Raw genomic sequence first — 25671 nt, 5'->3', positions numbered from 1 at the left:
AACACAACAACCATTTGAGGCTTGCTACTATGGAAAACGTTTTAGCGTTTAGGGTGCGTTATGGCTACTGCAACCGTTGTTAAATTCATGCAAAAGACCGCAGAAGATAAGCAACTGCGCGATCGGCTCGAAGCGCTGTTGGGGGTTGGCGATGGAGACATCAGTAACGAAGATGCGCTGGACAAAGCGGAGTCGGCGGCGCTGAAAGGCGATCGCGCGCCCGTCGTGGCCGAGTTTGCCGCTCAGTACGGCTACGAATTTTCTGCCAACGACCTGGTTACTGTCGTAGATGCGTTAGAAAAGCATCACGCGGGCGAGCTCTCGGACAAAGTGTTCGTAGAAATCGTCGGGACGACAGTCCCCAAGACCCTCAGCCCAGGCAAACGGATTTTGAAGTATCTGAGTAAAACCTACCTGGGCTACTGAGCCTCAAATCTCAGTCTTTAGACCGCGCTTGGCGCACCATGGCAATTAAGACCTGGTGCGCGTCTTCGGAGTCGGTGAGCGATCGCTCGAAGGGCACGCGAATCGTGGTAGCTTCATCGCCCAACATCACGTTGAGATCCATTCCCTCTGGGTCAATGGCTTTCATGGTGGCAGCAGTCGCGCCTTCGGTTTGTCCGTAGACCTTCGCATACAACAATACCGCCTCAGCATGGTCGTCATTCATGTGCGCGCAGATGCGCTGGCTTACTTCGGGGGTAATAGGGTCAGCCATAAAGTCTCCAATTGGGTTTTGCTACTATTCTGACGCTAACTGCGTTCTGGAAGAAAGCTGCTGCTGAGCTTTTTAATGGCATTGCCAGCAATATCCTTATAGCCCAACTTGCCGCTGAGGATTTGACCGAACTTTTGCGTCGCCGCAGGTCGCTTTACACCCAAACGGTAGCCAACGCCCGGAAGCCGATAAAATACGCCTGCCAGTCGCTGCGCCCACACCATATCAGTTCCCCACTCTTCAGCGATGACCTGGGTGTAGTTTTCCAGCGCGTTGGCATCGCCCGATAGCGCTCGATCGATCGCCTCAGAAGCCTTCAATCCGCTAAAAATGGAAGGACGGATGCCCTCAGCTGTAAAAGGATCGACCACGCAGGCCGCTTCGCCCGCCAGGAGTGCATTTTGCGTATGGAGCGTCTGATCGCCGTCCCACAGGCACAGCGGATGTCCGAACTGTTTGATGGATTTGAAATCTATCCCAAACATCTTGGAATATTCCGTCACGATTTCCCGCAAATTCTGGGGTTCGCCGCCGCGAAAGGAACCGATGCCGATGGAGTAACCATCCGCCTTGGGGAAGTTCCAGATATAGCCGTTTTTGACCATCCCAAACTCAAAGTGGGCCATGTGGCCGTTTTCAATTTGGGTAATGGCTTCTGCTTCTAACGCGCCGCCCATGCGACGCTTCCGATCTTTAAAGCCCAACCATTTTGCCATAGGTCCTTTGGCGCCATCCGCGGCAATTAGGTAGCGACCTTCTACAGGGCCGTTAGCGGTATTGACCTGCCAGTAGCTGCCCTTAAACTCAACGCCCGTCACCTCAGTGCTGTCGCGCAGCTCGGCACCTTGCTTTTGCGCTTGCTGGATTAAAAAATGGTCGAAAATATCCCGCCGTACCATCCAGATTGGCTCCGGGGTTTTGAGTTCCGCTTCGACCGGATCCCCCATTTCCCAGGTATAGCGAATGCTGCTGACCTTTAGGGAAATGGCCGGGGAAAAATCAAAGTCAAACCACTCGGCCACGATAGGCGAAACACCGCCCCCGCAGGGCTTATAGCGCGGCAACGTCTCTTTTTCTAGAACCAATACGGAGCGGCCATTTTTGGCCAAGTGATAGGCTGCAGTCCCGCCAGCTGGGCCAGAACCGACAATAATGCAGTCATACATAAAGGAATAAAAAAATAAAGGTAATGCGAGACTAGAGCGGAATAGCCTTATTCAAGCCTTACACGGTTGTAATCTCTTTTTCTTTGACCGCTAAGAGTTCGTCGATTCTGGCCGTGTATTTATCCGTAAGCTTCTGAACCTTATCTTGTAGGTCTTTAGATTCGTCTTCAGAAATCTCGCTGTTCTTGGCCTGTTTGCGAACCGCATCAATGGCATCCCGACGGATATTCCGCACCGAGACTTTTCCCTCTTCTGCTAGCTTTGCCGCCATTTTGACAAATTCTTTACGTCGCTCGGCGGTCAGGGTCGGAATGTTAAGGCGGATGACGGAGCCGTCGTTGTTGGGCACCAGCCCTACGTCCGACATGGAAATGGCTTTTTCGATCGGGCCGAGTAGATTCCGCTCGAAGGGCTGGATGGCGATGGTGCCGGAATCTGGGGTGGAGATCGTAGAGACAGAACGCAGGGGCGTTTCAGCACCGTAATACGGGACTGTAATGCGATCCAGAAGGGAGGCATTGGCCCGCCCCGTTCGAATGGTATTAAACGACCGTTGAGTTGCCTCGACGGCCTTTTGCATGTGGTCTTCAGTGTCAGCTAACTTCACAAGAACCTCCTACAAGGGTGCCAATCGATTCACCCGTTAACGCTCGTCGAATATTGTTGGGTACAGACAAATTAAACACTAAAATGGGAAGGTTGTTATCTTTACAAAGGGCGATCGCCGTACTGTCCATTACGCCCAAATCGTGAGCCAATACGTGACTGTAGGTCAACGTTTGAAACCGCTTCGCATCGGGGTTGATCTTCGGATCGGAATCGTAAACCCCATCCACTTTGGTGGCTTTTAGGATCACTTCCGCATCGATTTCAGCAGCACGCAGTGCGGCAGTCGTGTCCGTCGTAAAGAAGGGGTTCCCGGAACCCGCCCCAAAAATCACAACGCGGCCCTTTTCCAAGTGCCGAATGGCTCGACGGCGAATGTAGGGCTCTGCCACCTGCTGCATCGGGATCGCCGACTGCACGCGAGTGGGAATCCCCGAGCGTTCCAAACAATCTTGGAGGGTCATGGCATTCATGACCGTGGCAATCATGCCGATGTAGTCAGCCGTTGCGCGGTCCATACCAGCGGAAGCACCTTTGACCCCTCTAAAAATATTGCCGCCGCCCACGACAACTGCAATTTGGATGCCTTGTCGGGCAACATCCGCAATTTCTTCAGCGACCTGCTGCACCACGGCAGGATCGATGCCGTAAGGGAGGCTTCCCATCAGAGCTTCGCCGCTCAGTTTCAACAAGACTCGCTGATACGTATTTCCCATGCGGCGCTTCTATTTGGCTCAAAATACTTCCCACTTAAGATAACAGGTTGGCGACACTTTAAGAATGTATTGGCTAGGACATTAAAAAAAGGATTTGATTTATGTTCAGCTCTCGAAGCAGTTTCGTTCTAGCGCCCGTTACCATCCATTGCTGAGTGGCAAAAAACGCGATTGCAGAAGATTGTAGAACTGCACCAACAAAAACGCGACTTAATCGATAGCCTCCTCGAAGGAAGCGACATGAGGGGAAAAGTCTCGACAGAGGGTTTGCTGCGACTGATTCCGAAACGACGATCGGGTGGGTCGAACAGAGGATACAGTATTGGTTCTCCCTTCACCCCTCCAGTGAGCCGAACTGTGACGCCTTCTCCCTCTCCCTACGATTGGATCGACGATTCCCTCGCGGCCATTCATCGCGCCCGCTGGTATCGCCAGGTCAGGGTCATAACGTCTCTGGCTGGCCCGGTCGTGGAGATAGAAGGCAAGGCGATGCTGAATTTTGCCAGCAACGACTATTTAGGGCTAGCGGGGGACGAACGGCTCCAGCAAGCCGCCATTGAGGCGATCGCCCGTTACGGCACGGGCAGTACTGGCTCCCGATTGCTCAGCGGTCACCGTCCGGTGCATGGGGACTTAGAACAGGCAATCGCCCGATGGAAGCAGACTGAAGCGGCGATCGTTTTTAGCTCTGGCTATAGCGCCAATCTAGGGGCGATCGCCGCGCTGGCAGGCGCGAAGGATTTGATTTTAGGGGATGAGTACAACCACTCCAGCCTTAAAAACGGAGCCAAGCTAAGCGGGGGCTCCGTTTTTGACTACGCCCACAACGACACAACCCAACTCCGGCTGTTGTTAGAGCAGCATCGATCGTTGCATCGCCGCTGCCTCATATTGACCGATGGCGTGTTTAGCATGGATGGGGATATTTGCCCCCTGCCGGAAATTTTAGCCCTCGCGGCAGAATTTAGCTGCATGGTTTTGGTGGATGACGCCCACGGAACTGGCGTGCTGGGGGCGACAGGAGCCGGGTGCGCGGAACAGTTAGGCTGTAGCAAAGTTCCCTTGGTCCACGTGGGCACGTTGAGTAAAGCGTTAGGTAGTTTGGGCGGATACGTGGCGGGTTCGGCCTCTCTGATCGATTTTTTGCGCAACCGCGCTGCAACTTGGATCTACACGACTGCCCTATCTCCAGCCGCTGCCGCCGCTGCCCTCGCGGCTGTTCGCATCGTTCAAACTGAGCCAGAACGCCGCAGTTGTCTCTGGCAAAGTGTTGCTCGGCTGCGGCAGCACTTTGAAGGGGTTAAAAATCTCAAGACTTTACCGTCGGAATCGCCGATTTTATGTTTGCAGTTACCCGACGCCGAAACGGCGCTTCTGGCCAGTCAGCGCCTCGCAGAACGAGGGATTTTTGCGCCGGCCATTCGTCCCCCTACAGTACCCACGAGCCGGATTCGGATTTCTGTGATGGCAACCCATCAGCCAGAACACATCGAACAATTGGGACGGGCGATCGCCGCACTTTAAAATCGCGCGCTTTAACTTGCGATCGACAGTTGTATCGTTCCCTCTTCAGCCTGAAGCGCATCGTTCGAGGATGAGCGATCGTGCAGCGCGGCTTAACTGACCTGCCCGCTTTTTTAAGATAAGGTCAGATCCGATTTGTCCCATCATCGCGGACGGGATCGCGCGATCGGCCAACCTAATTCAAGTTTTGCATCAATTCGATGGATAAGCTGCAATTTACTGCAAATTTTGTGGCTACTAATACAAATCTCGAACGATCCCCTTTTTAACGTGGACTTAACCTAAGCGCAAAGCTTACTTAAACTTAGGAATTTTAGGCATTGCCAGCAACGTTCCCGCTGCAGAACAATAGCCTCTGCCCGACGGACAACTTGTTTGAAATGCGAGTTCTCGTTTTTTTAGGTGTGAGAGACAAGTTATGACTGCTAATCGAATTTGGAGCCGCGCGCTCCTGAGCCTTGTCCTGCTTGCCGGGGCTGGTTTCCCAGTAAAAGTATTGGCAGAAGAGCAGCTTACGGTGGCTGCCCTTGAAGGCCAAAATGCGCCAGCAGTAGAATCTAACGTGCATTTATCTTCTTTGACCGGAGATGTGGATTCTGAGGCGCAAGTTACTTCCGTATCTCAACTGTCCGACGTACAGCCGACCGATTGGGCCTTTCAGGCTTTACAGTCTTTGGTCGAGCGCTACGGTTGCATTGCGGGCTATCCCGACGGTACATTTCGGGGCAACCGAGCGGCAACGCGCTACGAACTAGCTGCAGCGCTGAATGCCTGCTTGGATCGAATTAGCGATCGCTTTGCCACGAAAGAAGATCTTGCTGCGGTCAAAGCCCTGCAAGAAGAATTCAAGGCCGAACTCGCAACGCTCAAAGGCCGCGTCGATGGCCTAGAAGCTCGTACCAAGACCCTCGAAGCCCAGCAGTTTTCGACCACGACCAAACTCCAAGGGGAGGCTATTTTTGCGGTTAGCGACGTATTTGGCGATCGGGCCGGAACAGGTGCTGCGGCTGGAATTGGCCCAGAAATTGATTCTCGTATCACGTTCACCCAGCGGGTTCGACTTAACTTCTTGACCAGTTTTACGGGCAAGGATCGGCTGTACGTCAGACTGCAAACCTCTAATCGGGAAGTTAATTTTGGGGGTGCAACGGGCACCAATATGAGCCGTCTGGCATTTGACACGGGCAATACGAACAACAACGTCGTCCTCGATCGCCTGGATTACATGTTCCCTGTGGGCAAAAAGCTCAAAATTAATGTGTATGCCAATGGTGGCTTCCACCATTACTACACAACCACCGTCAACCCCTTCTTTGAAGGCGGGGGTGGCGGCAAAGGGGCACTCTCCTTTTTCGGAGAACGCAATCCGATTTATCGTATTGGAACGGCTGGGTATTCAGCAACCTCTGGGGTGGGTGCAACCTATCAGTTCACCCCTAAATTTCGCTTTGACGTGGGCTATTTGGCGGGGCGAGCCAATCTTTCTACCGCAACGAATGCTGTAAATCCTAATGGTTTTGGGACAGTGTCCACTGATAGCGGTCTATTTGGCGGTAGTTATAGTGCATTGGCACAGCTCTCCTTTAAGCCAACTAAAGCCACTGAAGTTGCGCTGACCTATGTCCGTAATTACGCACCAGACGGCAACCTGCGCTACTTTAGCGGTAGCAACTATGCCAACAATCCTTTTGTTGCGTTGGGCACAAATGTCGCACAACCCCTCATTTCCAATTCATTTGGGGTCCAAGGTTCCTTTAGGGTTTTGCCTCAGCTAGCCATCGGCGGATGGTTCGGCTATACCAACGCCGATCGCGCCAATGGAGTTGGCAATGCAGATATTATTAACGGAGCCGTGAATATAGCGATTCCCGATCTCTTTAAGAAAGGGGCCGTTGGGGGCCTTGTGGTCGGAGTTCCACCGACTGTGGTTGGCAGTTCTTTTATCGGCGCTGGAGGGCGTCGCAGGGATCCCTCTACTCCGGTTCACCTTGAAGCGCTGTACCAATTTCCCATCAATAGCAACATTACCATTACGCCAGGGATCATTTATCTGATCAACCCAAATGCCGACAATGGAAACTCTGACATTATTGTGGGCGTTGTCAGAACGACCTTCACTTTCTAGGTTATTCGAGCAATAGAACACCTTAGGGCAAAGAGAGCTTATCTTTCGGTAAGCTCTCTTTGCGTCTTATCTGCGTCTTAAAAGTATTCTGGCCGTGGGGGCTAAATTTTGGAATCCGTATCTTTTTCTACAGCAGTTGTAGCGAGAGCCTTTTAGTGTTGAAGCTTGGGATTTGTAGTCTTCACTACACTCATTGTTTTAAAACACCCATTGTCTTAGAACACCCGTTATTGTATCCATGCCTTTGCTTGAGAAGGCGACGGCAGGTTTAGGTCTATGCGAATCGAGCAGATGCAAGCATTTCTGGCAGTAGTCCAAACAGGAAATTTCCAACGGGCTGCCAATCATTGCGGCGTCACACAGTCTACTATCAGTCGTCAAATTCAGGGTCTGGAAGAGAACCTCGGCATGCCATTGTTTCATCGGGGCGGCCAAAATAAGCTCACCATCGCTGGGGAGCGTCTGCTACCTAAGGCTAAGCGAATTCTGTCTGAGTGGGAGGATGCATTAGAGACGATCGCCACGCTTAAAGATGGCCTCCAATCGGAGCTATGCGTTGCAGCCATCCACTCGGTTTGCGCCCACTACCTGCCCCCAGTCCTGCAGCTTTTTTGCGAGCGCCATCCGAATATTCAGTTACGGGTGACATCCTTAGGAAGCGATCGTTCTCTCAAGGTTTTGCGCGATGGACTGGTAGACTTAGCCATTGTGATGAATACTCCTTCCCTACCGCAGCAGCCAGAACTTGTGGTAGATAAGCTTTACGACGAGCCGATCCAAGTCCTCATGGCAGCAAACCACCCACTAGCGCACCATGAAATCGTGCCGTGGCCAGAGTTAGCGCGGTTTCCGCACGTAGTCTTTAAGGATGGTTACGGAATGCAGCGACTGGTGCAAAGTCAGTTCAAAAAACTAGGGCTAGCGCTCAATGCGGCCATCGAACTCAATACCTTAGATGCGTTTCGCGGCGTCATTCGTCAGGGAAATATGATTTCGCTGTTGCCGCGCGGGGCGCTGGCGGAGTCTCAGACAGATCCTGCTTTAGCCGTACGCGATTTGGGAATTTTGGAAAATGAGTCTAGTTTGGGGGCGACTATCCTCACCCGCGAGGTCGTGATGGTGACCACTCAAGATCGGCTCTTGATTCCGCCGATCGCCCATTTCCGCGAGATGGTGCGCAACCAGTTGATTCCGGTTTCGCACCAGCCCCTCACCGCAACGCGCCCCGTACTGGAGACGCTATGAGTCAAGCCTTCCGAGAATTGCTCAAAAAGGTTGGCAGCGGTACCCACACCAGCAGCAACCTGAGCCGTGCCGAAGCGGCAGCAGCGCTGGAAATGATGCTGCGCCAAGAAGCTACTCCGGTGCAGATTGGCGCGTTTCTGATCGCCCACCGCATCAAGCGTCCTACGGGAGAGGAACTGGCAGGCATGCTGGATGCCTACGATGCCCTCGGCCCCAAGGTAGCCGCGATCGCATCGACCGCTCCCGTTGCGGTCTTTAGCGTGCCCTACGATGGGCGATCGCGGACGGCTTCCATCCTACCCATAACAGCGCTAATTCTGGCAGCAGCGGGGCGTCCGGCGCTCGTGCACGGGGGCGATCGCATGGCGACCAAGTATGGCGTACCGCTCTTAGAGTTGTGGCAGCAGCTTGGCATTGACTGGTCTGCCCTCAGCCTAGAACAGCTCCAGCAAACTCTAGAACAAACGAATCTAGGTTTGCTTTACACCTCCCGTCACTTCCCCCTCTCGCAACCGCTTACCGCAGCCCGCGATCAGTTGGGAAAACGTCCTCCCCTTGCCACCCTGGAGCTGTTTTGGTGTCCCTATGAAGGAGACGCCCATTTATGCTCGGGCTACGTACATCCCCCTACGGAAGCCATGATGCAGGAGGCATTTAAGTTGAGGGGGCAGACCTGCTACACCACAATTAAAGGGCTGGAAGGAAGCTGCGATTTACCGCGCGATCGCACGGCCATCATTGGGGCGTACGCCGGGCGCGACGATCTGGATCGGCTGTTGCTCAACGCCCGCGATTGGGGGCTGAGCGGGCCGGAAGCGAGCTACATCTCGATTGAAACCTGGACAACGGAAGTCCAGCAGGTGTTGCAGGGGCAAACCGACTCCAAACTCTACAATGCGGTCCTGTGGAATGCGGGCTTCTACCTGTGGCATTTAGGGATGGCACCCACGCTGGCAGAAGGAATCGGCCAAACTCGAGCGTTGCTTCGGGAAGGGCGAGTGGCGGCGCAGCTGGCCTTGCTTCAACGCCATATTCCCCAAAAAATCTGTTCTAGCGGTGGGTAGCGCGATCGCCCCCTCGCGACAGGTGACGGCCTCGATCTTAGCGGGAGGGCGCAGCCGCCGCATGGGTTCGGATAAAGCGCTGGCCACTTGGCAAGGCGTCCCTTTACTCCAGCGCGTGTTTGCCACGGCCCAAGCCTGCTGCACCGACGTGTTTGTGGTTACGCCTTGGCCGGAGCGGTATCGAACCCTCTTGCCTCGCAGCGTTCGCTGGCTCGTCGAGCCGCCCACTTTTGCGGGACCGATGGCCGCTTTAGCCCTGGCGATGGAGTCGGCCCAAACACCTTGGGTGCTTCTACTGGCCTGCGATCTACCCCAGCTTGACGAGACTGTCCTACAGCGATGGATACAGGCGTTGCCGGACGCGGGAATTGCCCGAGTTCCCTACCATCAAAATCGCTGGGAGCCGTTGTGTGGGTTTTATCGCGCGGACGGTCTGCCTTCTCTCCAAGCGTATTTGGTGCGGAATGGCGATCGCGCTTCGTTCCAGCAATGGTTGCAGGTTGTTGGCGCGACTCCGTTAGCAGTAGATGCGGCGATCGCCCCCATGTTCCACAACTGCAATTCTCCCGACGACCTCGCGCTAAACTAGCAAAGATTCTTTTTCTCCCTCCCCAATGCGCAAGCGGCCTTTCCTCTCAAAATATCAACTGCTCTGGATCCTTCTGGCCCTAGTCTGCTTGCTTTTGACCTGGGGGATTATCCAGGCCCTCGGCGGCTACAAACCGGAGCAGCTTCAAACCTTTATCCGCCAATTGGGGATCTGGGGACCTCTGGCCTATATTGCACTTTACGTCGCAGGGACGCTAGCACTTTTGCCTTCTACCCCGCTCAATATTTCTGGAGGGATGCTATTTGGACCGTGGTGGGGCATTCTGTGGACGAGCGTGGGGGCTGTGGGGGCAGCGACGATCGCCTTTTTCTTCAGCCGCACGGTGGGGCGTCCCGCGATGGAAAGGCGGTTGGCGGGACGATGGCAGGCGATGGATGCGGAAATTCATCGGGGCGGTTTGTTCTATATGTTTGCGATTCGGCTGATCCCCGTCATGCCCTATGGGATTGTGAATTTTGCAGCGGGACTGACCTCTATTCGCTTTCGGGATTTTTCGATCGGCACCCTTCTCGGCACGGTTCCCAGCGTTTTACCCTTTGTGTTGGTGGGCAGCTCTAGCTTTAAAGCCCTGACGACAGGCAATCTATGGCCGCTGTTAGGAGCGTTAGGGTTAACGGGCGCGCTGGTTTTATTTTCAACCTGGTTCAAGGCCAAGCGCCGCATCAAAGTTTGAGCGATCGGCTAGATTACAGTCAGTGCAATTTTTTAAATAGCATCAACACCATGTGCCAGCTGTTAGGCATGAACTGCAACGTCCCCACGGATATCTGCTTCTCGTTTACAGGCTTTTGCGCGCGGGGCGGCCAAACGGACGACCATCAGGATGGCTGGGGCATTGCCTTTTTTGAAGGAAGGGGATGCCGTCTTTACATCGATGAAAAGTCAGCGGTCACGTCGCCCGTAGCAGAGCTGGTCAAGCAGTATCCCATTCGCTCGAAGCACGTCATCGCCCACATTCGGAAGGCAACCCAGGGAGAGATTGCCCTGGAAAATTGCCATCCGTTTCGGCGGGAACTGTGGGGTCGCTATTGGGTGTTTGCCCACAATGGCGACCTCAAAGATTTTGCCGGACCCATCGAAGGACTCTACAAACCCGTCGGCAATACCGATAGCGAACGCGCCTTTTGCATCATCCTTGAAACGCTTCGCACCCAGTTTCCCGATGGGATGCCTGCGACCGAGCAGATCTATACAGTACTACAGGATATAACCGCTCGAATTGCTACCCATGGTGCGTTCAACTATTTACTTTCAAATGGAATTCATCTGTTTGCCCATTGCAGCACCAGCCTGCACTACATCGTACGCCAAGCCCCTTTTGCAGAGGCGCACTTAGTCGATGAAGACGTGACGGTTGACTTTCAAAGCTTGACGGCACCCCAAGATCGAGTTGCAGTGATTGCGACGCTACCGCTGACCGATAACGAGACTTGGAGGGCGATCGCCCCCAACCAGCTCGTTCTGTTTCAGGATGGGCAACTTAGTTTAGATAGCGCTGAGACCCAGCAGTGCGGTTACTAGCGCTGAGAACGGGCAATCTCCGCCAGCTTCTCGCAAAACTCGATCGGCTCCGCCTCAGGCATAAATCGATGAATGGGTTCTAGGCCAGAACGGTCGAACGTCAGCGGCAAAAGCTGATTGTTTTTTAATACGGAAGTCAAAATAGACTCTCGCGTATCCTTCAAAGGCGGCTCGAAAAAATTATCCCAGTAGGATTCCGCGTCAGACTCCCGAGCAGCAGGTTTCGGCTCTAGGGGCTGCGCTTCTGAGGCGATCGCCAAACTCGAAACTTCAGCAACATCCCAAGCGGGTGGCAGGAGCGCTAAGCCTTCTTCGCCCTCTACCGATTCCAGATCGCCCGCAGACGACTCTTCAACCATCGCCTTCTCTGACTCGGCCTTCTCCATCCGACGCGGGACATTGTGGCAAATCATGGTTTCAAACTCATCGTTAAAGTGATAAGTAGGCTGTCCGCGCCGATGCCACATCGCCAAAATCTGCTCTACGGAATAGGTCTTGTAGCGCCCCTGATAGAGAGACTCGATGAGCGCCCAGCGAACCCACTGCTCGGGGTAGGCCCGCAGCCACTGACCCAGCACTTTACTTTTGGTCAAAGGTTGTGGATAGCGCTCTGGCTCTAAGCTGTAATAACTCAGTAACTCGAAGGCAACAGATTGGAAGTTAAGGGATGGTGCGGCAGTAGAGTTTATCATCATCAAAAAAGAGTGAGTTCATCAGAAAGCGGTAAACCTGCGACATTCGCTGAACCCCCATACCACTTACCTTCATCCATCTTATTGCTAAAATTTGGATGCAAACTGGTCTTACATAGAATAGTTTAAGGCGATTTTAAGGAGCCAATGTAACTAATTGTATCAGATCGAGCGGATGGCGGCGTTTTTACCATTGCTCGGGGTACTGCTATTGTTACGATCCTGAACCCATCACTGAGATCCATAGTATCGGTTGTCGAGAACGTACTGTGGTTTCTTAAGGCCAAAAGGGTCCGTCGTTTAGCCATTCACTATCGCCTATACCTTCAAACCCCATGAAGCTGAATCTATTTTCGTTCCCGTGGCTTTCGGTAAGCTGCACTGGCTTGGCCTACGGGCTTCTGGGTTGGCGGTTGTCTGCTCTGCCACTGTTTTGGCTAGTAGAGTCTTGGCTGGCTACGATCTTGCTGATCGCCTTATGGATTTGGCGCGGGCAAGCGATCGGTCGATGGGTGCGGCTCGGCCCTGCCGTGTTGGTGAGTATTTTGTTTGTCAGCATAACCGTAACCTTTGCAATTACCCACGCGGAGCTGTTTGGCTTGGGGCTCGTGTTACTGTTGAGCCTCTCCTGGGCGCGTCTGGAACTCCAGCTCAAGGGGATCGGTCGGCGTCTCGTGTTGGTTTGCCTATCCCTCGCGTCGTGGGGAGGGTTGACCGCGGGATGGCTGCTAGGTCGAGACCCTAGAGCGATCGAAGCGCTCTGGCAAGGTCTGCGGCGGCTCGTTTTTTTGCCTGGTTGACCGCGTTGGCCGATCGGTTCGATCGAAGCCATAAAAAAGCCGGATAAAAATGCAATTATCCAGCTTTTATAAAAATTGAATGAGTTTTAACGCGCTTACCTAAATCCAACCGCAGCCTGCCACACAAACGCCAGTAGCAAAAAGAAGACTGGAATGACGGGCAATACGTCAACGAGAGGATCGAACACTGAGTAAGCTTCGGGCAGTTTCGCCAAGAGCAGAGCAGCTTCCATGAATCAATAGTCCTTCCAACACAGCGTCTCAAACCAATCAAAATCTTAACATGAATTCTCATCTAGGTCTAAAGCTTTACATTATCGATAGCGCCACTGGGCCAGTAGGGTTTTGAGACGATAAAAGGATTCTTTAGGCTGCATGTTTCGATCCAGTAAGCCACCAAAAGGCCAGAAGCAGCCGCGATCGCTAAAATCCCACCAGGAAATCGCCTCAATTGCGGGTTTGCTGTAGCAGATCGTATAAAACTGTTCGATCCAATCCGCCTGTATCGTCTGGCTCCAGGGTTTATGCCAAAGACCGCGTGCGTCTTTGAGATAAGACTGCTCGTCGATCCCCGTTGCGGAGGAAACGCCCAGTTCGGTGATGTGGATGGGCTTGCCCAGGGCACTAAAGCGTTCCAGCAGGCGATCGATTTCAAACAGGTCTTGGTCGGGGTAGTAGAGCTGCAGCCCGACGATTTCAAACGGGATTCGAGCGGAGAGGGCGGCTTTGAGGTATTGGTAAGGGCTTCGTTGAGGTGGGGGGTAATAAGGGACAGTTTCGCCCCAAAGGCAGCAGCAGTTTAAAATTCTTTGCACGGCGGGATTTCCTTGGCGTGCGGCTTCTGCAGTGAGTCGCGTCAGGTCTAAAAACTGCTCGGGAGTAAAGCGAAGTTCGTTGGCCCAGGGCGCGCCGTGGGCTTCGTTAATGACGTCAAAGTAGGAGATGCGGTTTTGATAGTGGGCCGTAATATCGATGGCGCGCTGGCGCAAGAGCGTTTTCAGTTCGGCGTAAGGTTTCTGGCGAACCCAATCGGGGATACCAATTTCATGAAACCAGGCGAGGGGATGTCCCTTGACGGCAATGCCGCTGTCGCGCAGCCAGTCTGCGGTTCTATCTCGATCTGCAAATTGGGTTCGTCCGGGTTCGGGTTCGAAGGGTTTCCAATAAAACGGGATGGTGGCGAAGTTAAAAATCTGGCGAAAGTAGCGTTCGTAGTCGGGTCCTGCTTGAGGGTAGCCAAAGGCATTACAGCCCAACCGCATCGTTCGGGAGCGGGGGAGTTTTTGGACGATTTGCCGAGCTTTGGCAAAAACCAGTTCTTCTCCGGCCCAGAGGCTTTCGGCTAAAGATGCATTGCACGCTTTGATTTTTGCCTGGAGAGACGTCGCGTTGGACTCTGGGCGCTTAGCGGACTCCGGGTGCGTAGCGATCGCCACTCGCACCCCACCCTTGGCCCGACCCAACCGCTGCTCGATCCCGTCGGAGAAACTAAACCCCTGCGATCGCCAGTGCCGCAGTGCATTCTGCACGCGCTGAAGCCTCGTTTGGGCGAACGCTAAGTTCAAGTTCAGGGGAAAGTCGGCGGGGCCAAACCCGCGACCGTCGTTGTCGGCGTAGAGGGTCACTTCGCCAAAGCCTTCGACGGGGAGTTTGAGGGCGATCGCAAAGGGAATAACGGCAGGGGGTTCGGAAACCAGCACGCCATCCTCCACCTTGCGCGGCGGGGAGGGGAGCGGCTCGTCTTGAAGATCTAGGAAATAGAGCTGATTGAGCGGCTGACGCGGCAGCGGGTTCCCATCGGGCAAATAAGCAACCATTTTCAGGCGCGGCTTGACCGCTTCTGCCTGGGAAACATTCTGTCGCGCGAGGAGATAGCCCAGCCCTAGCCCCCCGCTCAGCTTTAAGACTTTCCGTCGATCCATAAAACTGCCATCTATCGTTTTCTGCCCCCTCGGCCCGTCTATCCCGACTCGACAGCGAACCTATCGGCATCTTCTCAATTTTCGCCGAAAGCGCGTCCATCGCCACCCAGCCCGTCGATTTGCCGCACTTGAAGCGGGAGCGATTCGTTCTGACACCTCCTAGAATGAAGGAACAGCATCCGAGGATTGAGCATCGTGACCCTCCAAGCTGTTCTCCTCGACACCAATGTGTTTGTGGCTGCTGGATTTAAGCCCAAGAGCCACTCGGCCCAGATTGTCGCGCAAGTGCGGGACGGGCTTTTGCCCATGGTCTGGAACGAACAAACCCGCCAAGAAACGGCCTTTATCGTCCGTAAAATCCCGCCCTTGTCCTGGGACGCGATCGCGCCGCTCTTTCGACTGGAAGACTGCTACCTCGGAGACCTGTTCCCAGAGCGGTTCGCGCTCATTTCAGATCCGGCAGACATCAAGTTTGCGGCTTTAGCAGACGCGACGGGTGCCGTCCTCATTACGATGGATCGCGATCTCCTTTCAATCCGAGATGCAGTGGCGATCGCCATCTGGACTCCCTCTGAATTTGCGATCTCTCGCGATCGCAATGGCGACCATCGAAAACAAACATACCCGGAACTCCATTTGCCTTAACTCGTGTAAGCCCCAAAAGGCTAAGATTCTAAAAGCCTCGATCTCGGTCTTTTTCGCTTCTTGCCCAGCTGTTTAAGAAATCGCCATGTCCGCAACGTTGACCCCTGCATCCGTACTTGAAGTTTTACGTCCCGTGCAGGATCCAGAACTCCGCAAAAGTCTGGTCGAACTGAACATGATCCGCAATGTCCGGATTACAGACGGGAACGTCGCCTTTACCCTCGTGCTCACGACGCCCGCCTGCCCGCTGCGCGAATTTATCGTAGAAGATTGCAAAAAAGCAGTGCACACCCTCCCAGGCGTAGCTTCGATCGACGTAGACGTGACCGCTGAAACCCCCCAGCAGAAAAGCCTACCGGATCGCACGGGCATTGAAGGGGTTAAAAATATCATTGCGGTATCCAGCGGCAAAGGCGGGGTTGGGAAAAGCACCGTTGCTGTCAATATCGCCGTTGCCCTAGCCCAATCCGGTGCATCTGTAGGCGTGATCGATGCAGATATCTACGGCCCTAACGTCCCGACAATGTTGGGCTTGGAACAGGCCATCATTGAAGTGCGCAAAGAAGCTCAAGGGGACGTGTTAGAACCCGCCGAAGCCCACGGCGTCAAAATGGTGTCGATGGGATTTTTAATCGATCGCGATCAGCCCGTAATCTGGCGGGGACCCATGCTCAACGGCATCATCCGTCAGTTCCTATACCAAGTGGATTGGGGCGAACTCGATTACCTGGTCGTCGATTTGCCGCCCGGCACGGGAGATGCCCAGTTGACCTTGGCCCAAGCCGTCCCCATGGCGGGGGTCGTGATTGTCAGCACCCCTCAAGATGTGGCCATTTTAGACGCCCGCAAAGGCTTGCGGATGTTTCAACAGCTTGGAGTGAACGTCCTGGGCGTGGTCGAAAACATGAGCTACTTCGTCCCGCCCGATCGACCCGAGCAGCAATACGACATTTTTGGTTCCGGCGGTGGCGAGAAGCTGGCAATCGAACTGGGGGTCCCCCTAATCGGTTGCGTCCCCCTCGAAATTTCGGTCCGGCAGGGGGGCGATCGCGGCGTTCCCATCGTCATTTCCCAACCGGACTCCGCCTCAGCGAAGGCGCTGACGGCGATCGCTCAAAAAGTTGCGGCGATCGTCTCCGTTGCTGCGCTAACTTAAGACTGAGCGCATAGCCCCCTAGGATAATTCAATGTTGATTCGACGCTCGCGCCGAACTCCAGCCTGGAGTCGTTGGCTTCAGCCATGGCAAAAACTAGATCCCTACTTGTTTTGGATCCCAGTTCTGCTCACCCTCCTCGGTGGACTGCTGATTCGCAGCACCGAACTCCACCAAGGCTGGACGGACTGGTCGCAGCATTGGGTAATCGGCGCGATCGGAATTGCGATCGTGTTGGTGGTGTCGCGGATCGACTACAAAATTTTGCTGTCGCTTCACTGGCTGATTTATGGCGCCACCTGCCTCTCGCTCTTAGCCGTAAAGTTTGCAGGCACCAGCGCTCTAGGCGCCCAACGGTGGATTACCATTGCCGGGTTTAACGTTCAACCCTCTGAATTTGCCAAGGTCGGGGTCATTATTTCCCTGGCGGCGCTTCTCAGCGCTTGGCCTGCCTCCTCCTTGCCCGCAATTTTCCGTACCCTGGCGATTACGGCCTTACCTTGGGGGCTAGTCTTTTTGCAGCCCGACCTCGGGACCTCTCTGGTCTTTGGCGCGGTTACCCTAGGCATGCTCTACTGGGCCAACGCCCACGGCGGCTGGATTATCCTCATGCTGTCACCCCTGGTCTCTGCCATCGTCCTCAACTTACCCCTACCCCTACTGACTTCCACGACGCTGTGGCTGGGTTGGAGCGCGGCAATGGCGGCTACGGCTTGGTTTACCCTCCCTAATTCCATTCTGAGTGCGGCCCTTGCTGGGATAATCAATCTCAGCTCTGGTGCAATCGGCCACGCACTATGGGGAGTCCTGCAAGATTACCAGCGCGATCGCCTCATCCTCTTTCTCGACCCCGATAAGGATCCCCTCGGTGGCGGCTATCACTTGATTCAATCCCGCATCGCGATCGGTGCGGGCCAGCTCTGGGGGCGAGGACTCAATCAAGGGACTCAAACCCAGCTCAACTTTATTCCAGAACAGCACACCGACTTCATCTTCTCTGCCATCGGCGAAGAATTTGGATTGATCGGCAGCCTTTGTTTGTTGGCGGCCTTCTGGTTGATTTGCGTCCGCCTCATCAAGGTCGCCACCGCATCCAATGACAGTTTTGGATCGCTGTTGTGCATTGGCATCTTCACCATGATCGTCTTTCAGGTTGTCATTAACATTGGCATGACCATCGGCCTCGCACCCGTGACGGGCATCCCTCTGCCGTGGCTGAGCTATGGCCGTTCGGCTTTGCTGACTAACTATTTAGCCATTGGCCTAGCCGAATCCGTCGCCAACTATACTCACCCCCGCACGAGTCCCTATCCAACCGTAAGGCGATATCGATGATGAGCGTCAATCAGCTCTCCTGTAAACTAGAGTCAGTCATTATCTCTTCAGGATGCAATTATGAAAACCCCCCTCCTTTTGCCCGGTTCCACCGTCCGCGTCACCAATCCCAACGATACCTACTATCGATTTGAAGGACAGGTTCAACGCGTGACGGATGGCCGCGCTGCGGTCATTTTTGGCGGCGGCAACTGGATAAAAATCGTAACCTTTCGTCAAAAAGAGCTGGAGATCGTCAATCCGCGCCAGAAGAAAGGATAGAAACTTCTGACTTCGGTACGGCGCTTCAAGTCTTTAAGGGTTCGTTCGATACCGATCGCGAGCGCTAAGCTATGTTATGAAGTATGTTGGGATGAACGAAGGATCTGTTAGGTTTAAGGGGCGGAGTTCGGTTTGGCGGTGAAGCCGCCTGGCTCCATTCATCCGTAAGTTCGACTATTGTTTATTTCTTAATTCAACGCCTGTGCCTCCAATCAGCAAAAAAGCGCAACAAGATCTCCCTAACATCAACGAACGAATCCGTTTCCCGCAAGTGCGGGTGGTAGACAGTACTGGCGAGCAGCTCGGCATTATGTCTCCTCGCGATGCCATGGCGATCGCGGACGAAAAGAATCTAGACCTCGTACTCGTCAGCGATAAAGCCGATCCGCCAGTCTGCCGAATCATGGATTATGGCAAGTACAAGTTCGAGCAAGAAAAAAAGGCAAGAGAAGCGCGCAAGAAGCAGCATACGGCTGACGTCAAAGAAGTGAAAATGCGCTACAAAATTGAAGAGCACGACTATCAGGTTCGGGTCAATCATGCCGAGCGTTTCATTAAGTCGGGCGACAAGGTCAAAGCCACCATCACGTTCCGAGGCCGGGAAATCCAGCACGCCCACCTCGCCGAAGAGCTTTTGAGCCGCATGGCGAACGATTTAAAAGAAATTGCCGAGGTTCAGCAGTTTCCAAAGCGAGAGGGGAGAAACATGATTATGTTTTTGTCTCCCAAGAAAGCGCCGTAGCCAGAACTCCATCGCCCAGCGCAATCCCTCGAATTTAAATAGTGACTCCAACCGACTCTCTCCACCAATTGCTCAGCGCTGTTTCGTCTGGGACTCTCAGCCCGGATGAGGCGCTGGAGCAGATTAAGTATTTAGCGACCTATGAGTCCGTCGAGGACTTTGCCAAGATCGACCACCACCGTCAGGTTCGTACTGGCTTTCCCGAGGTCATCTGGGGCATTGGCAAAACGCCCGCGCAAATCGCGGATATTTTTCGGGCGATGCTGCCCCATCAATCCTGCGTGATGGCCACCCGCATCGAACCAGCCGTCTACGAACAGCTTCAGGCCGAGCTGCCCCAACTCCAGTACTACGCCCAAGCCAGGATTTGCGCGCTCGGGCAAACGGATACGCCGACCCCCCAGCATCCAGGGCGAGTTGGCATTATTTCGGCGGGCACTGCCGATCTGCCCATTGCGGAAGAAGCGGCGGTGACGGCAACGCTCTGCGGGTTCTCGGTGCATCGCCTCTGGGATGTGGGCGTCGCGGGCATTCATCGACTGCTGCAAAATAGGGGGGCGATCGCCCGAGCAGATGTCCTCATCGTCGTGGCGGGTATGGAGGGCGCGTTGGCTAGCGTTGTCGCGGGGTTGGCGGATTGTCCCGTCATTGCCGTCCCGACCAGCATCGGCTATGGGGCCAGCTTTAACGGCTTAGCCCCCCTGCTGACCATGTTGAACTCCTGCGCGCCAGGGATTGGTGTTGTTAACATTGACAATGGCTTTGGTGCGGCAATTTTAGCGGGCCAAATCCTGCGGACTGCCGCTCGCGTGAATGTCTAGGCTGTTCTGAATCAGACTGTATGAGTGCGCTTCCTTCATCCACCGCCAATCCATCGATCGATATAGGAGAACTGCGGCGCGATTATTCTCGCCAGATGCTGCTCGAATCCAATGTCGAGTCCGATCCTTTCTTGCAGTTTCAGCATTGGTTCGCTCAGGCACTCGAGGCTCAAGTCATCGAACCCAATGCAATGACGCTAGCAACCGTTACCCCCGAAGGGCGGCCTGCGGCTCGGATTGTATTGCTCAAAGGCTTTGACGAGCGCGGATTCGTGTTTTATAGCAATTTCCAAAGCCGTAAGGGTCGAGAAATCGCCCAAAACCCCGCAGCGGCGCTCGTGTTTTGGTGGGGCGAACTGGAGCGCCAAGTTAGGATTGAAGGCTCGATCACCTTGGTATCGGAGACTGAGGCGGATGCCTACTTCCAAAGCCGTCCTCGCGGCAGTCAGCTGGGGGCTTGGGTGTCCGATCAAAGTCAGGCGATCGCGGATCGATCGATTTTAGAAGAGCGCCTCCAACACCTCGAGCAGGACTATCGGGGAGCATCGATTCCCCGTCCACCTCATTGGGGTGGATATCGGGTCGCGCCCATCTACTTTGAATTTTGGCAGGGACGCTCCAATCGACTGCACGATCGGTTATGCTATCGGCACGCAACGGCTTCCGATCCTGCTTGGAAAGTCGAGCGTCTTTCCCCTTAACGCCCATGGGTCATTGCACCTTTTTTAGTTCGGTTTTAGGGATCGTCTAGCAATGGGCATACTGGGGAGAAGAGATGTAAAAATGGATAAAGCGATTCATCGAGTGCAGCTATGGCTTTTAACCCCGACAACGCTCATTTCATCCTCAGCGACGGAGATGAAGACCAGAGTAATTTGCTGATCAAGTATCTCCAAAATCAACCGCCTGAGGTGTTGGCACGGGTTGCAAAGTCCGTCAGCCCCGAAATCAAGCAGATTATCTCCCAAAACGTTCAGGGATTGGTGGGCGTGCTGCCCTCTGAAGCTTTTAACGTCCAGATCGTAACGGACCGGGAGAATCTAGCCGGATTGCTGGCTTCTGCCATGATGACAGGTTATTTCTTGCGCAAGATGGAACAGCGGATGGAGTTAGAGGCCAGCGTGTTTGGCGGTTCTGCCGATTAGCTATGCTTTTTCCGTCGCGGCGCGGTTGGCAAGACCGGGCCAGAGATATATTCCCCCTGAAATCAGGGTCAAACTCACTGCAATGCCGTAGGCGACCAGCCCTAGGTTATGACTGATGGCAGTAGATGGGGCAATTAAGAGAGCGATCGCCGTAATTTGGCTGACGGTTTTGGCCTTCCCCCACAGGTTTGCGCCGGAAATTTGAGTTTGCTGCACCCGCCAACCCGCAATGGTTAGCTCTCTCAAGAGAATTAAAAATACGCTCCAAGCTGGAATTTCGCGAAGTTCGACGAGGCAGAGCAGGGGCGCAAAGACGAGAAGCTTATCGACCAAAGGATCCAGAATTTTCCCGAGATCGGTGACTTGGTTAAAGCGACGCGCCACATAGCCGTCCAGCCAGTCAGTCCCCGCTGCCAGCAAGAATGCAACGAGGCAAACCCAGCGCGCAGAATCTGAAGGCAGGAAACCGTCTTCGGCAGTCCAGCGCAGGCCAAAAAGCAAGATAGGGACGGCTAACAGGCGAGATACAGTAATCCAAGTAGCTGGGGTCATCGCAATAAAACAGTAGGGTAGTTCTATTGTCGCTGCAACGGCACTACTGCGGAGACGGAAATCCGGCAGGAAAAGCAACGTTCTTGAGGTTTGCCCCAACGAAGCTCGCGCCTTGCAATTTAGCGCCGCTAAAATTTGCCCCCTGTAAATTTGCCCCGCCAAAGTTAGCATCCCGGCAGTCTGCATTCGAAAAATTAGCCAAAAGCAGATCGGCATTTCTTAAATCCGAGTTCTTAAGATCGGTTTCGGAAAAATTAATGCCGCGCATTTTAGCCCCTAAGAACTGCGCGCCGTTTAAGTTGGTCTGCGTTACCCGCGCGCTTTGGAGGCTTGCACCCTGAAAGTTGGCATCGCGCAGATCTGTATTGACAACGTTGGCTGCATCCAAATTTGCGTTGCTGAGGTTGGCTCGCGCTAGTTTTGTTTGGACGAGTCTGGTGCCGCTTAGATTTGCGCCGCTCAGATTGGTTTCCTGCAAGTTAGCGAACGTAAAATTCGTACCTCGAAAATTAATACTTTGCAAGTTACGGCGCTCTAAATCGGCACGGGTCAAGTCGCATCGAATACATTTTTGCTTGACGAACCAGCTCTGGCTGCGTCCGACTTCCGTCGTCACAAAAAGCACGGTACCGACGCTAACGGTCAGTAGGGCGCTGATATACATCGATCGCTTCATAGTAGGAAAGCTCAAATCTTGAGAGGTTTATCGGCTGCCATTTCTTTACCTGGGCCTAAATCTAGGCGTTTCCAACTCGGATGAATGACAACCCAATAACTGAAACGGTTATTTGCAAATGCGGTCGAATAGACCAAACAATTTTGAGCGGGGCACTTAAATGAATAAACGCCTTTTGCCTTTGTTTGAACGCTTTGGTAGCCCGTCTTAGAGGACAGCATGGGCAAAAATCGTTGGTCGAGTTGGATGAAAAGCGACCACGCTTCCGTCGGTTGTTCTATCGTTAGCTTTGCTCGCTCTAAATCGGCAAGTGCCTTTTTTACCTCTGTTCTAATCGTGCTGGCCAATTCTTTGCAGTCATTGTTTTGGGGACGACAAGGAATGACATGGATGGTATTGCGTTCTAACGGATAATCCCCGTTGGCAAAGGTGTAGTACTGATATCCAGCAATTTTACCCGCCGCTTTGGCAGAGAATGGAATGCTGAGAAAGCTTAAGAGGGCACAGGCCCAAAACAGCCTATTTTTCATGGCTGTTCTCCTTTTACAATTTTTTTCATGTAGAGAATTTTACCTGACTGTGCGTACATAAATGCGTTTTTTCAATTCAATAACTTTTGAAGCTCTCTAGAGAAAGGACAGAGGTTTTGGCGCGCGCGGACACCTTGTCTTTTGACTCCCATCGGCCAAAAAAGTGCAGCCAGCAGGATTCCCGCAGCCTTTACCCTTGTTAAGAACGACCCTGCGCGTCAGAATGAAAGGGTTAGTTATTAACATTTGCAACAGCTCCATGATTCAGTCTGCTGCTCGCTCTAACGTCTTGGCACCCCCTGCATTGCCTGGCGACTTTATCCAGGAGGGACAACAGCCCAATTTAGACTTAGACTACGACGTTGCCATAGTAGGCGGGGGCATTGCAGGAGTGACTCTGGCTGCGGCACTCAAGGATTCTGGATTGAGGGTGCTGATCGTGGAAGCGCAACCCCAGGCCGAGGCGATTTCCAAGGGGCAAGCCTATGCAATCCACCTCAGCTCAAAACAGATTTGGGAGAGCATTGGCGTTTGGTCCGCCATCGAGCCTCAGGTGCAGCGGTTTAATCGAGTGCGGATGTCGGATGCGGATTGTCCCCACGTCGTTGAGTTCAAGCCTTCAGATCTTAAAGCCAGCGCGCTGGGGCATGTGGCAGAACATCGGGTATTGCTAAAGGAACTGTCGGCCTTTGTCGAAACTTGCGAAAATGTAGCATGGCGCTGTCCGGCACGGGTCGTTGCCCAGCGAGATTGCGGAGCTTACGTTGCGGTGGATCTTCAGGAACCTGGGAGAAAACCCGGAGCGATTCAAACGCTGCGGGTGCGGCTCGTGGTGGGGGCTGACGGCTCTGCGTCCCAAGTGAGGGAGCGGGCAACCATCAAGACCCGTGGTAAAGCCTACTGGCAGTCCTGCATCGTCGCCACCATCCAAACCGAAAAATTCCATCAAAATACAGCTTACGAGCGCTTCTGGCCCAGCGGGCCTTTTGCAATTCTGCCCGTTTCAGACACCCAATGCCGCATTGTCTGGACGGCTCCCCACGCGGAAGCGCAAGCGCTCTTAGCGCTGGATGATGCGGCCTTTACCGAAAAACTCGCGGAGCGCTTTGGCGATCGGATGGGTCGGTTGACCCTTGCGAGCGATCGCTTTGCGTTTCCGGCCCGGCTCATGCATTCCTGCGAGTACGTGCGATCGCGGCTGGCCCTCGTCGGCGATGCAGCCCATGCCTGCCACCCCGTCGGCGGGCAGGGATTGAACTTGGGCATTCGCGATGTGGGAGCGCTGGCTCAGGTCCTGCAAGAAGCCCGCGCTAAGGGCGAGGACATCGGCAGCCTGCGAGTCCTGAAGCGCTACGAGCGGTGGCGAAAGTGGGAAAATAGACTCTCCTTGGGCTTCACCGATCTGATCAATTTGATGTTTTCCAATAACATTTGGCTGCTTACAGCGACCCGGCGCTTGGGCTTGCGGGCCATGGAGCGCGTTCCGGCGCTCAAAATAGCGGCACTGCGTTTTATGGCCGGGTTGATGGGTCGAACCCCCGCTTTGGTTAGAAAAACGCTTTAGTTACGCTTTCACCGTTACGGCTGCTCGTTTGTAGGCCTCGTCTAACACTTCCGAGAGAGTGGGATGCGTGTGGACGAAATGGGACAGGGTTTTAACGGTGGCACCCTGAGCGATCGCGTTGGATGCCTCGTGGATCAAATCTGCCGCGTGAAGCCCAATAATGTGCGCTCCCAAGACTTCCCCCGTATCCTCCCGGTAGATAATTTTGGCAATCCCATCGGTTTCACCTTCGGCCAAAGCTTTGGAATTGCCCTTGAAGTAACTCCGAACCGCGCTTATCTTGAAGCCTTCCGCATCTCCCAGCTCCTTTGCTTGGGGTTCGGTCAGGCCCACGAAGCTGACTTCGGGGTGGGTAAAGGCCGCTGCTGGGATAGCCCGATAGTTGACCGTGCGATCGCGCCCGCAGATACTTTCTACCGCCGCAATCCCCTGAGCCGAAGCCGCATGGGCGAGCATCATCTTGCCTGTTGCATCCCCGATCGCCCATAGGTGCGGGATCGATTCCCCTTGGTACGTGACCTGGAGGCGATCGTTGACGGGAATAAAGCCACGGCGATCGGGTTCGGCTCCGACGGTTTCTAGTCCCAGGTTTTTAGTGGCTGGGATGCGACCCGTTGCCACCAGACAGGCATCCACTTCAATGACCTCGACCGTTTCCTTCGTTGTCGGATCTGCCAGCTCGATAACAACAGGCGAACCAGGCGTCACTTTCTTGGCAATCAGCCCCACGCGGGTTTCAATGTCACGCGGTTCGATCAAGACCCGCTGGGCAATTTTGGCGATGTCCGGGTCGAAGGTCGGCATTAACCGATCCATTGCCTCAACGATCGTTACCTCGGAGCCGAGGGCCGTATACACATCCGAAAACTCCAATCCAATGTAGCCGCTGCCAATAATAGCCACCCAAGCGGGAAGCCAGTTGAGTTTAATCGCATCGTCGCTGGTAAAGACGGTTTTGCCATCCACCTGCACCCCCGGCGGTACCCAAGGGACAGAACCGCTGGCAACAATAATGTCGCGAGCAGTGACGGTCTTTTCGCCGCTATCTCCAATAATCGATACTTTTTGAGCGCCCGCAACTTTGCCCCATCCTTTCAATATATCGACCTTGAGCCGCGTCAGGCTATTGGTTAAATCGCCTCTGAGTTTCGCCACTAAGTTGCTGGCGTGCTCGGCAATACCTTCGCGCTCGAAAGAAACCTGCTGGAGTTGAATGCCTAAAGATTTGAGGTGGTGCGCATCTCGGAGCTCTCGCACTCGCCCCGATGCCGCCAGAAGCGCTTTAGACGGAATGCAGCCCCGATTGACACAGGTGCCGCCCATATCGTGAGACTCCACAATTGCGGTCTTTAGACCGCACTCAACGGCATGGAGCGCTGCCCCGTGGCCGCCTACCCCGGCACCAATAATGACGAGATCGTAGTCAAACTGTTGCGTCACGCTGCTCTCCTAATCGGCCTTAAATTGTCATACTGCTGCCCCTGACCTGTCCTAGGCGGAATGTCAGAGGTCTTCTCTTCTTTATATTCTTCATTGG

At 54.1% G+C, this 25671-nt stretch carries 29 protein-coding genes; 18 read left to right on the top strand and 11 right to left on the bottom strand.

Going from position 1 to position 25671, the window contains the following annotated elements; all coding sequences use genetic code 11:
- Positions 1–60: 60 nt before the first annotated feature.
- Positions 61–426, top strand: a complete 366-nt coding sequence (locus R6H26_RS03050) for a hypothetical protein (RefSeq protein WP_404788210.1) — start codon at positions 61–63, stop codon at positions 424–426.
- A 10-nt stretch (positions 427–436) separates the two neighbouring features.
- On the opposite strand, the gene R6H26_RS03045 is transcribed toward R6H26_RS03050, so the two are convergent.
- From R6H26_RS03045 to pyrH, 4 genes are read right to left on the bottom strand one after another with little or no spacing between them, the layout of a single operon-like run.
- The gene (locus R6H26_RS03045) at positions 437–718 is read right to left on the bottom strand and encodes a DUF2470 domain-containing protein (RefSeq protein ID WP_404788208.1); all 282 of its coding nucleotides are present in this window, start codon (positions 716–718) and stop codon (positions 437–439) included.
- Between the two features lie 35 nt (positions 719–753).
- A complete protein-coding gene (locus R6H26_RS03040; RefSeq protein WP_404788206.1) occupies positions 754–1884 on the bottom strand; it encodes a geranylgeranyl reductase family protein in 1131 nt (376 codons plus the stop codon).
- Positions 1885–1942: 58 nt separating this feature from the next.
- Positions 1943–2491 (bottom strand): ribosome recycling factor, encoded by a 549-nt coding sequence (gene frr, locus R6H26_RS03035; RefSeq protein WP_404788205.1) that lies wholly within the window; start codon positions 2489–2491, stop codon positions 1943–1945.
- Positions 2478–3206 carry a UMP kinase gene (gene pyrH, locus R6H26_RS03030; protein ID WP_404788203.1) on the bottom strand — a complete coding sequence of 243 codons (729 nt, stop codon included), beginning with the start codon at positions 3204–3206 and terminating at the stop codon, positions 2478–2480. The genes frr and pyrH overlap by 14 nt, the downstream gene beginning before the upstream one ends.
- A 357-nt stretch (positions 3207–3563) precedes the next feature.
- On the opposite strand from pyrH, the gene bioF reads away from it, so the two are divergent.
- From bioF to R6H26_RS02995, 7 genes are all read left to right on the top strand, one after another.
- Positions 3564–4730, top strand: coding sequence for an 8-amino-7-oxononanoate synthase (bioF, locus tag R6H26_RS03025; protein ID WP_404788201.1), 1167 nt, complete (start codon positions 3564–3566; stop codon positions 4728–4730).
- Positions 4731–5148: 418 nt separating this feature from the next.
- Entirely contained in the window at positions 5149–6855 is a 1707-nt protein-coding gene (locus R6H26_RS03020) for an iron uptake porin (protein ID WP_404788199.1), read from the top strand.
- Between the two features lie 276 nt (positions 6856–7131).
- Positions 7132–8100 carry a LysR family transcriptional regulator gene (locus R6H26_RS03015; protein WP_404788198.1) on the top strand — a complete coding sequence of 323 codons (969 nt, stop codon included), beginning with the start codon at positions 7132–7134 and terminating at the stop codon, positions 8098–8100.
- On the top strand, positions 8097–9164 hold the full coding sequence (locus tag R6H26_RS03010) for an anthranilate phosphoribosyltransferase family protein (protein WP_404788196.1): 1068 nt from the start codon (positions 8097–8099) through the stop codon (positions 9162–9164). The genes R6H26_RS03015 and R6H26_RS03010 overlap by 4 nt, the downstream gene beginning before the upstream one ends.
- The gene (locus R6H26_RS03005) at positions 9157–9753 is read left to right on the top strand and encodes a molybdenum cofactor guanylyltransferase (RefSeq protein ID WP_404788194.1); all 597 of its coding nucleotides are present in this window, start codon (positions 9157–9159) and stop codon (positions 9751–9753) included. Before R6H26_RS03010 ends, R6H26_RS03005 begins: the two co-directional genes overlap by 8 nt.
- A gap of 25 nt (positions 9754–9778) precedes the next feature.
- Entirely contained in the window at positions 9779–10447 is a 669-nt protein-coding gene (locus tag R6H26_RS03000) for a TVP38/TMEM64 family protein (protein WP_404788192.1), read from the top strand.
- 50 nt (positions 10448–10497) lie between these two features.
- Entirely contained in the window at positions 10498–11295 is a 798-nt protein-coding gene (locus tag R6H26_RS02995; RefSeq protein ID WP_404788191.1) for a class II glutamine amidotransferase, read from the top strand.
- On the opposite strand, the gene R6H26_RS02990 is transcribed toward R6H26_RS02995, so the two are convergent.
- A complete protein-coding gene (locus R6H26_RS02990) occupies positions 11292–11990 on the bottom strand; it encodes a hypothetical protein (RefSeq protein ID WP_404788189.1) in 699 nt (232 codons plus the stop codon). The two genes, R6H26_RS02995 and R6H26_RS02990, sit on opposite strands and share 4 nt — an antisense overlap.
- Before the next feature lie 332 nt (positions 11991–12322).
- Between R6H26_RS02990 and R6H26_RS02985 the strand changes: the two genes are divergently transcribed.
- Positions 12323–12787, top strand: coding sequence for a hypothetical protein (locus R6H26_RS02985; protein ID WP_404788187.1), 465 nt, complete (start codon positions 12323–12325; stop codon positions 12785–12787).
- Positions 12788–12882: 95 nt separating this feature from the next.
- On the opposite strand, the gene R6H26_RS02980 is transcribed toward R6H26_RS02985, so the two are convergent.
- Together R6H26_RS02980 and R6H26_RS02975 are read right to left on the bottom strand one after the other, a co-directional pair.
- A complete protein-coding gene (locus R6H26_RS02980) occupies positions 12883–13020 on the bottom strand; it encodes a photosystem II reaction center protein K (RefSeq protein WP_404788185.1) in 138 nt (45 codons plus the stop codon).
- A gap of 81 nt (positions 13021–13101) precedes the next feature.
- Positions 13102–14709 (bottom strand): endo-1,4-beta-xylanase, encoded by a 1608-nt coding sequence (locus tag R6H26_RS02975; protein ID WP_404788183.1) that lies wholly within the window; start codon positions 14707–14709, stop codon positions 13102–13104.
- 195 nt (positions 14710–14904) lie between these two features.
- Here R6H26_RS02975 and R6H26_RS02970 point away from each other — a divergent pair, with 195 nt between their 5' ends.
- The 8 genes from R6H26_RS02970 to R6H26_RS02935 all read left to right on the top strand — a co-directional run bounded on the left by R6H26_RS02970 (position 14905) and on the right by R6H26_RS02935 (position 20812).
- Complete coding sequence (locus tag R6H26_RS02970) at positions 14905–15354, top strand: putative toxin-antitoxin system toxin component, PIN family (protein WP_404788182.1); 450 nt, start codon at positions 14905–14907, stop codon at positions 15352–15354.
- Positions 15355–15439: 85 nt separating this feature from the next.
- Complete coding sequence (locus R6H26_RS02965; protein ID WP_404788180.1) at positions 15440–16510, top strand: Mrp/NBP35 family ATP-binding protein; 1071 nt, start codon at positions 15440–15442, stop codon at positions 16508–16510.
- 31 nt (positions 16511–16541) lie between these two features.
- Positions 16542–17843, top strand: coding sequence for a rod shape-determining protein RodA (gene rodA / locus R6H26_RS02960; protein WP_404788179.1), 1302 nt, complete (start codon positions 16542–16544; stop codon positions 17841–17843).
- A gap of 60 nt (positions 17844–17903) precedes the next feature.
- Entirely contained in the window at positions 17904–18104 is a 201-nt protein-coding gene (locus R6H26_RS02955) for an NAD(P)H dehydrogenase subunit NdhS (protein WP_404788178.1), read from the top strand.
- A 211-nt stretch (positions 18105–18315) separates the two neighbouring features.
- Positions 18316–18846: a translation initiation factor IF-3 gene (infC, locus tag R6H26_RS02950; protein WP_404791188.1), complete on the top strand. Its 531-nt coding sequence runs from the start codon at positions 18316–18318 to the stop codon at positions 18844–18846.
- Positions 18847–18887: 41 nt separating this feature from the next.
- Complete coding sequence (gene larB, locus R6H26_RS02945) at positions 18888–19667, top strand: nickel pincer cofactor biosynthesis protein LarB (RefSeq protein ID WP_404788176.1); 780 nt, start codon at positions 18888–18890, stop codon at positions 19665–19667.
- A gap of 20 nt (positions 19668–19687) precedes the next feature.
- Complete coding sequence (gene pdxH, locus R6H26_RS02940; RefSeq protein WP_404788174.1) at positions 19688–20368, top strand: pyridoxamine 5'-phosphate oxidase; 681 nt, start codon at positions 19688–19690, stop codon at positions 20366–20368.
- Between the two features lie 111 nt (positions 20369–20479).
- Positions 20480–20812: a DUF760 domain-containing protein gene (locus R6H26_RS02935; protein ID WP_404788173.1), complete on the top strand. Its 333-nt coding sequence runs from the start codon at positions 20480–20482 to the stop codon at positions 20810–20812.
- Here the strand turns inward: R6H26_RS02935 and pgsA are convergent, their stop codons facing one another.
- From pgsA to R6H26_RS02920, 3 genes are read right to left on the bottom strand one after another with little or no spacing between them, the layout of a single operon-like run.
- Entirely contained in the window at positions 20813–21364 is a 552-nt protein-coding gene (gene pgsA / locus R6H26_RS02930) for a CDP-diacylglycerol--glycerol-3-phosphate 3-phosphatidyltransferase (protein WP_404788172.1), read from the bottom strand.
- 43 nt (positions 21365–21407) lie between these two features.
- Positions 21408–22040: a pentapeptide repeat-containing protein gene (locus R6H26_RS02925; protein ID WP_404788171.1), complete on the bottom strand. Its 633-nt coding sequence runs from the start codon at positions 22038–22040 to the stop codon at positions 21408–21410.
- Positions 22041–22051: 11 nt separating this feature from the next.
- The gene (locus R6H26_RS02920) at positions 22052–22570 is read right to left on the bottom strand and encodes a hypothetical protein (RefSeq protein WP_404788169.1); all 519 of its coding nucleotides are present in this window, start codon (positions 22568–22570) and stop codon (positions 22052–22054) included.
- 259 nt (positions 22571–22829) lie between these two features.
- Here R6H26_RS02920 and R6H26_RS02915 point away from each other — a divergent pair, with 259 nt between their 5' ends.
- Entirely contained in the window at positions 22830–24134 is a 1305-nt protein-coding gene (locus R6H26_RS02915) for an FAD-dependent hydroxylase (protein WP_404788168.1), read from the top strand.
- On the opposite strand, the gene lpdA is transcribed toward R6H26_RS02915, so the two are convergent.
- Positions 24135–25574 (bottom strand): dihydrolipoyl dehydrogenase, encoded by a 1440-nt coding sequence (gene lpdA / locus R6H26_RS02910; protein ID WP_404788167.1) that lies wholly within the window; start codon positions 25572–25574, stop codon positions 24135–24137.
- Positions 25575–25671 lie beyond the last annotated feature (97 nt).

The organism is Altericista sp. CCNU0014 (assembly GCF_044923475.1).
Classification (GTDB): Bacteria; Cyanobacteriota; Cyanobacteriia; order Thermosynechococcales; family Thermosynechococcaceae; genus JAAURS01.
Note: the sequence above shows the minus strand (reverse complement) of the source record. Positions and strands in the feature narration are given on the sequence as shown.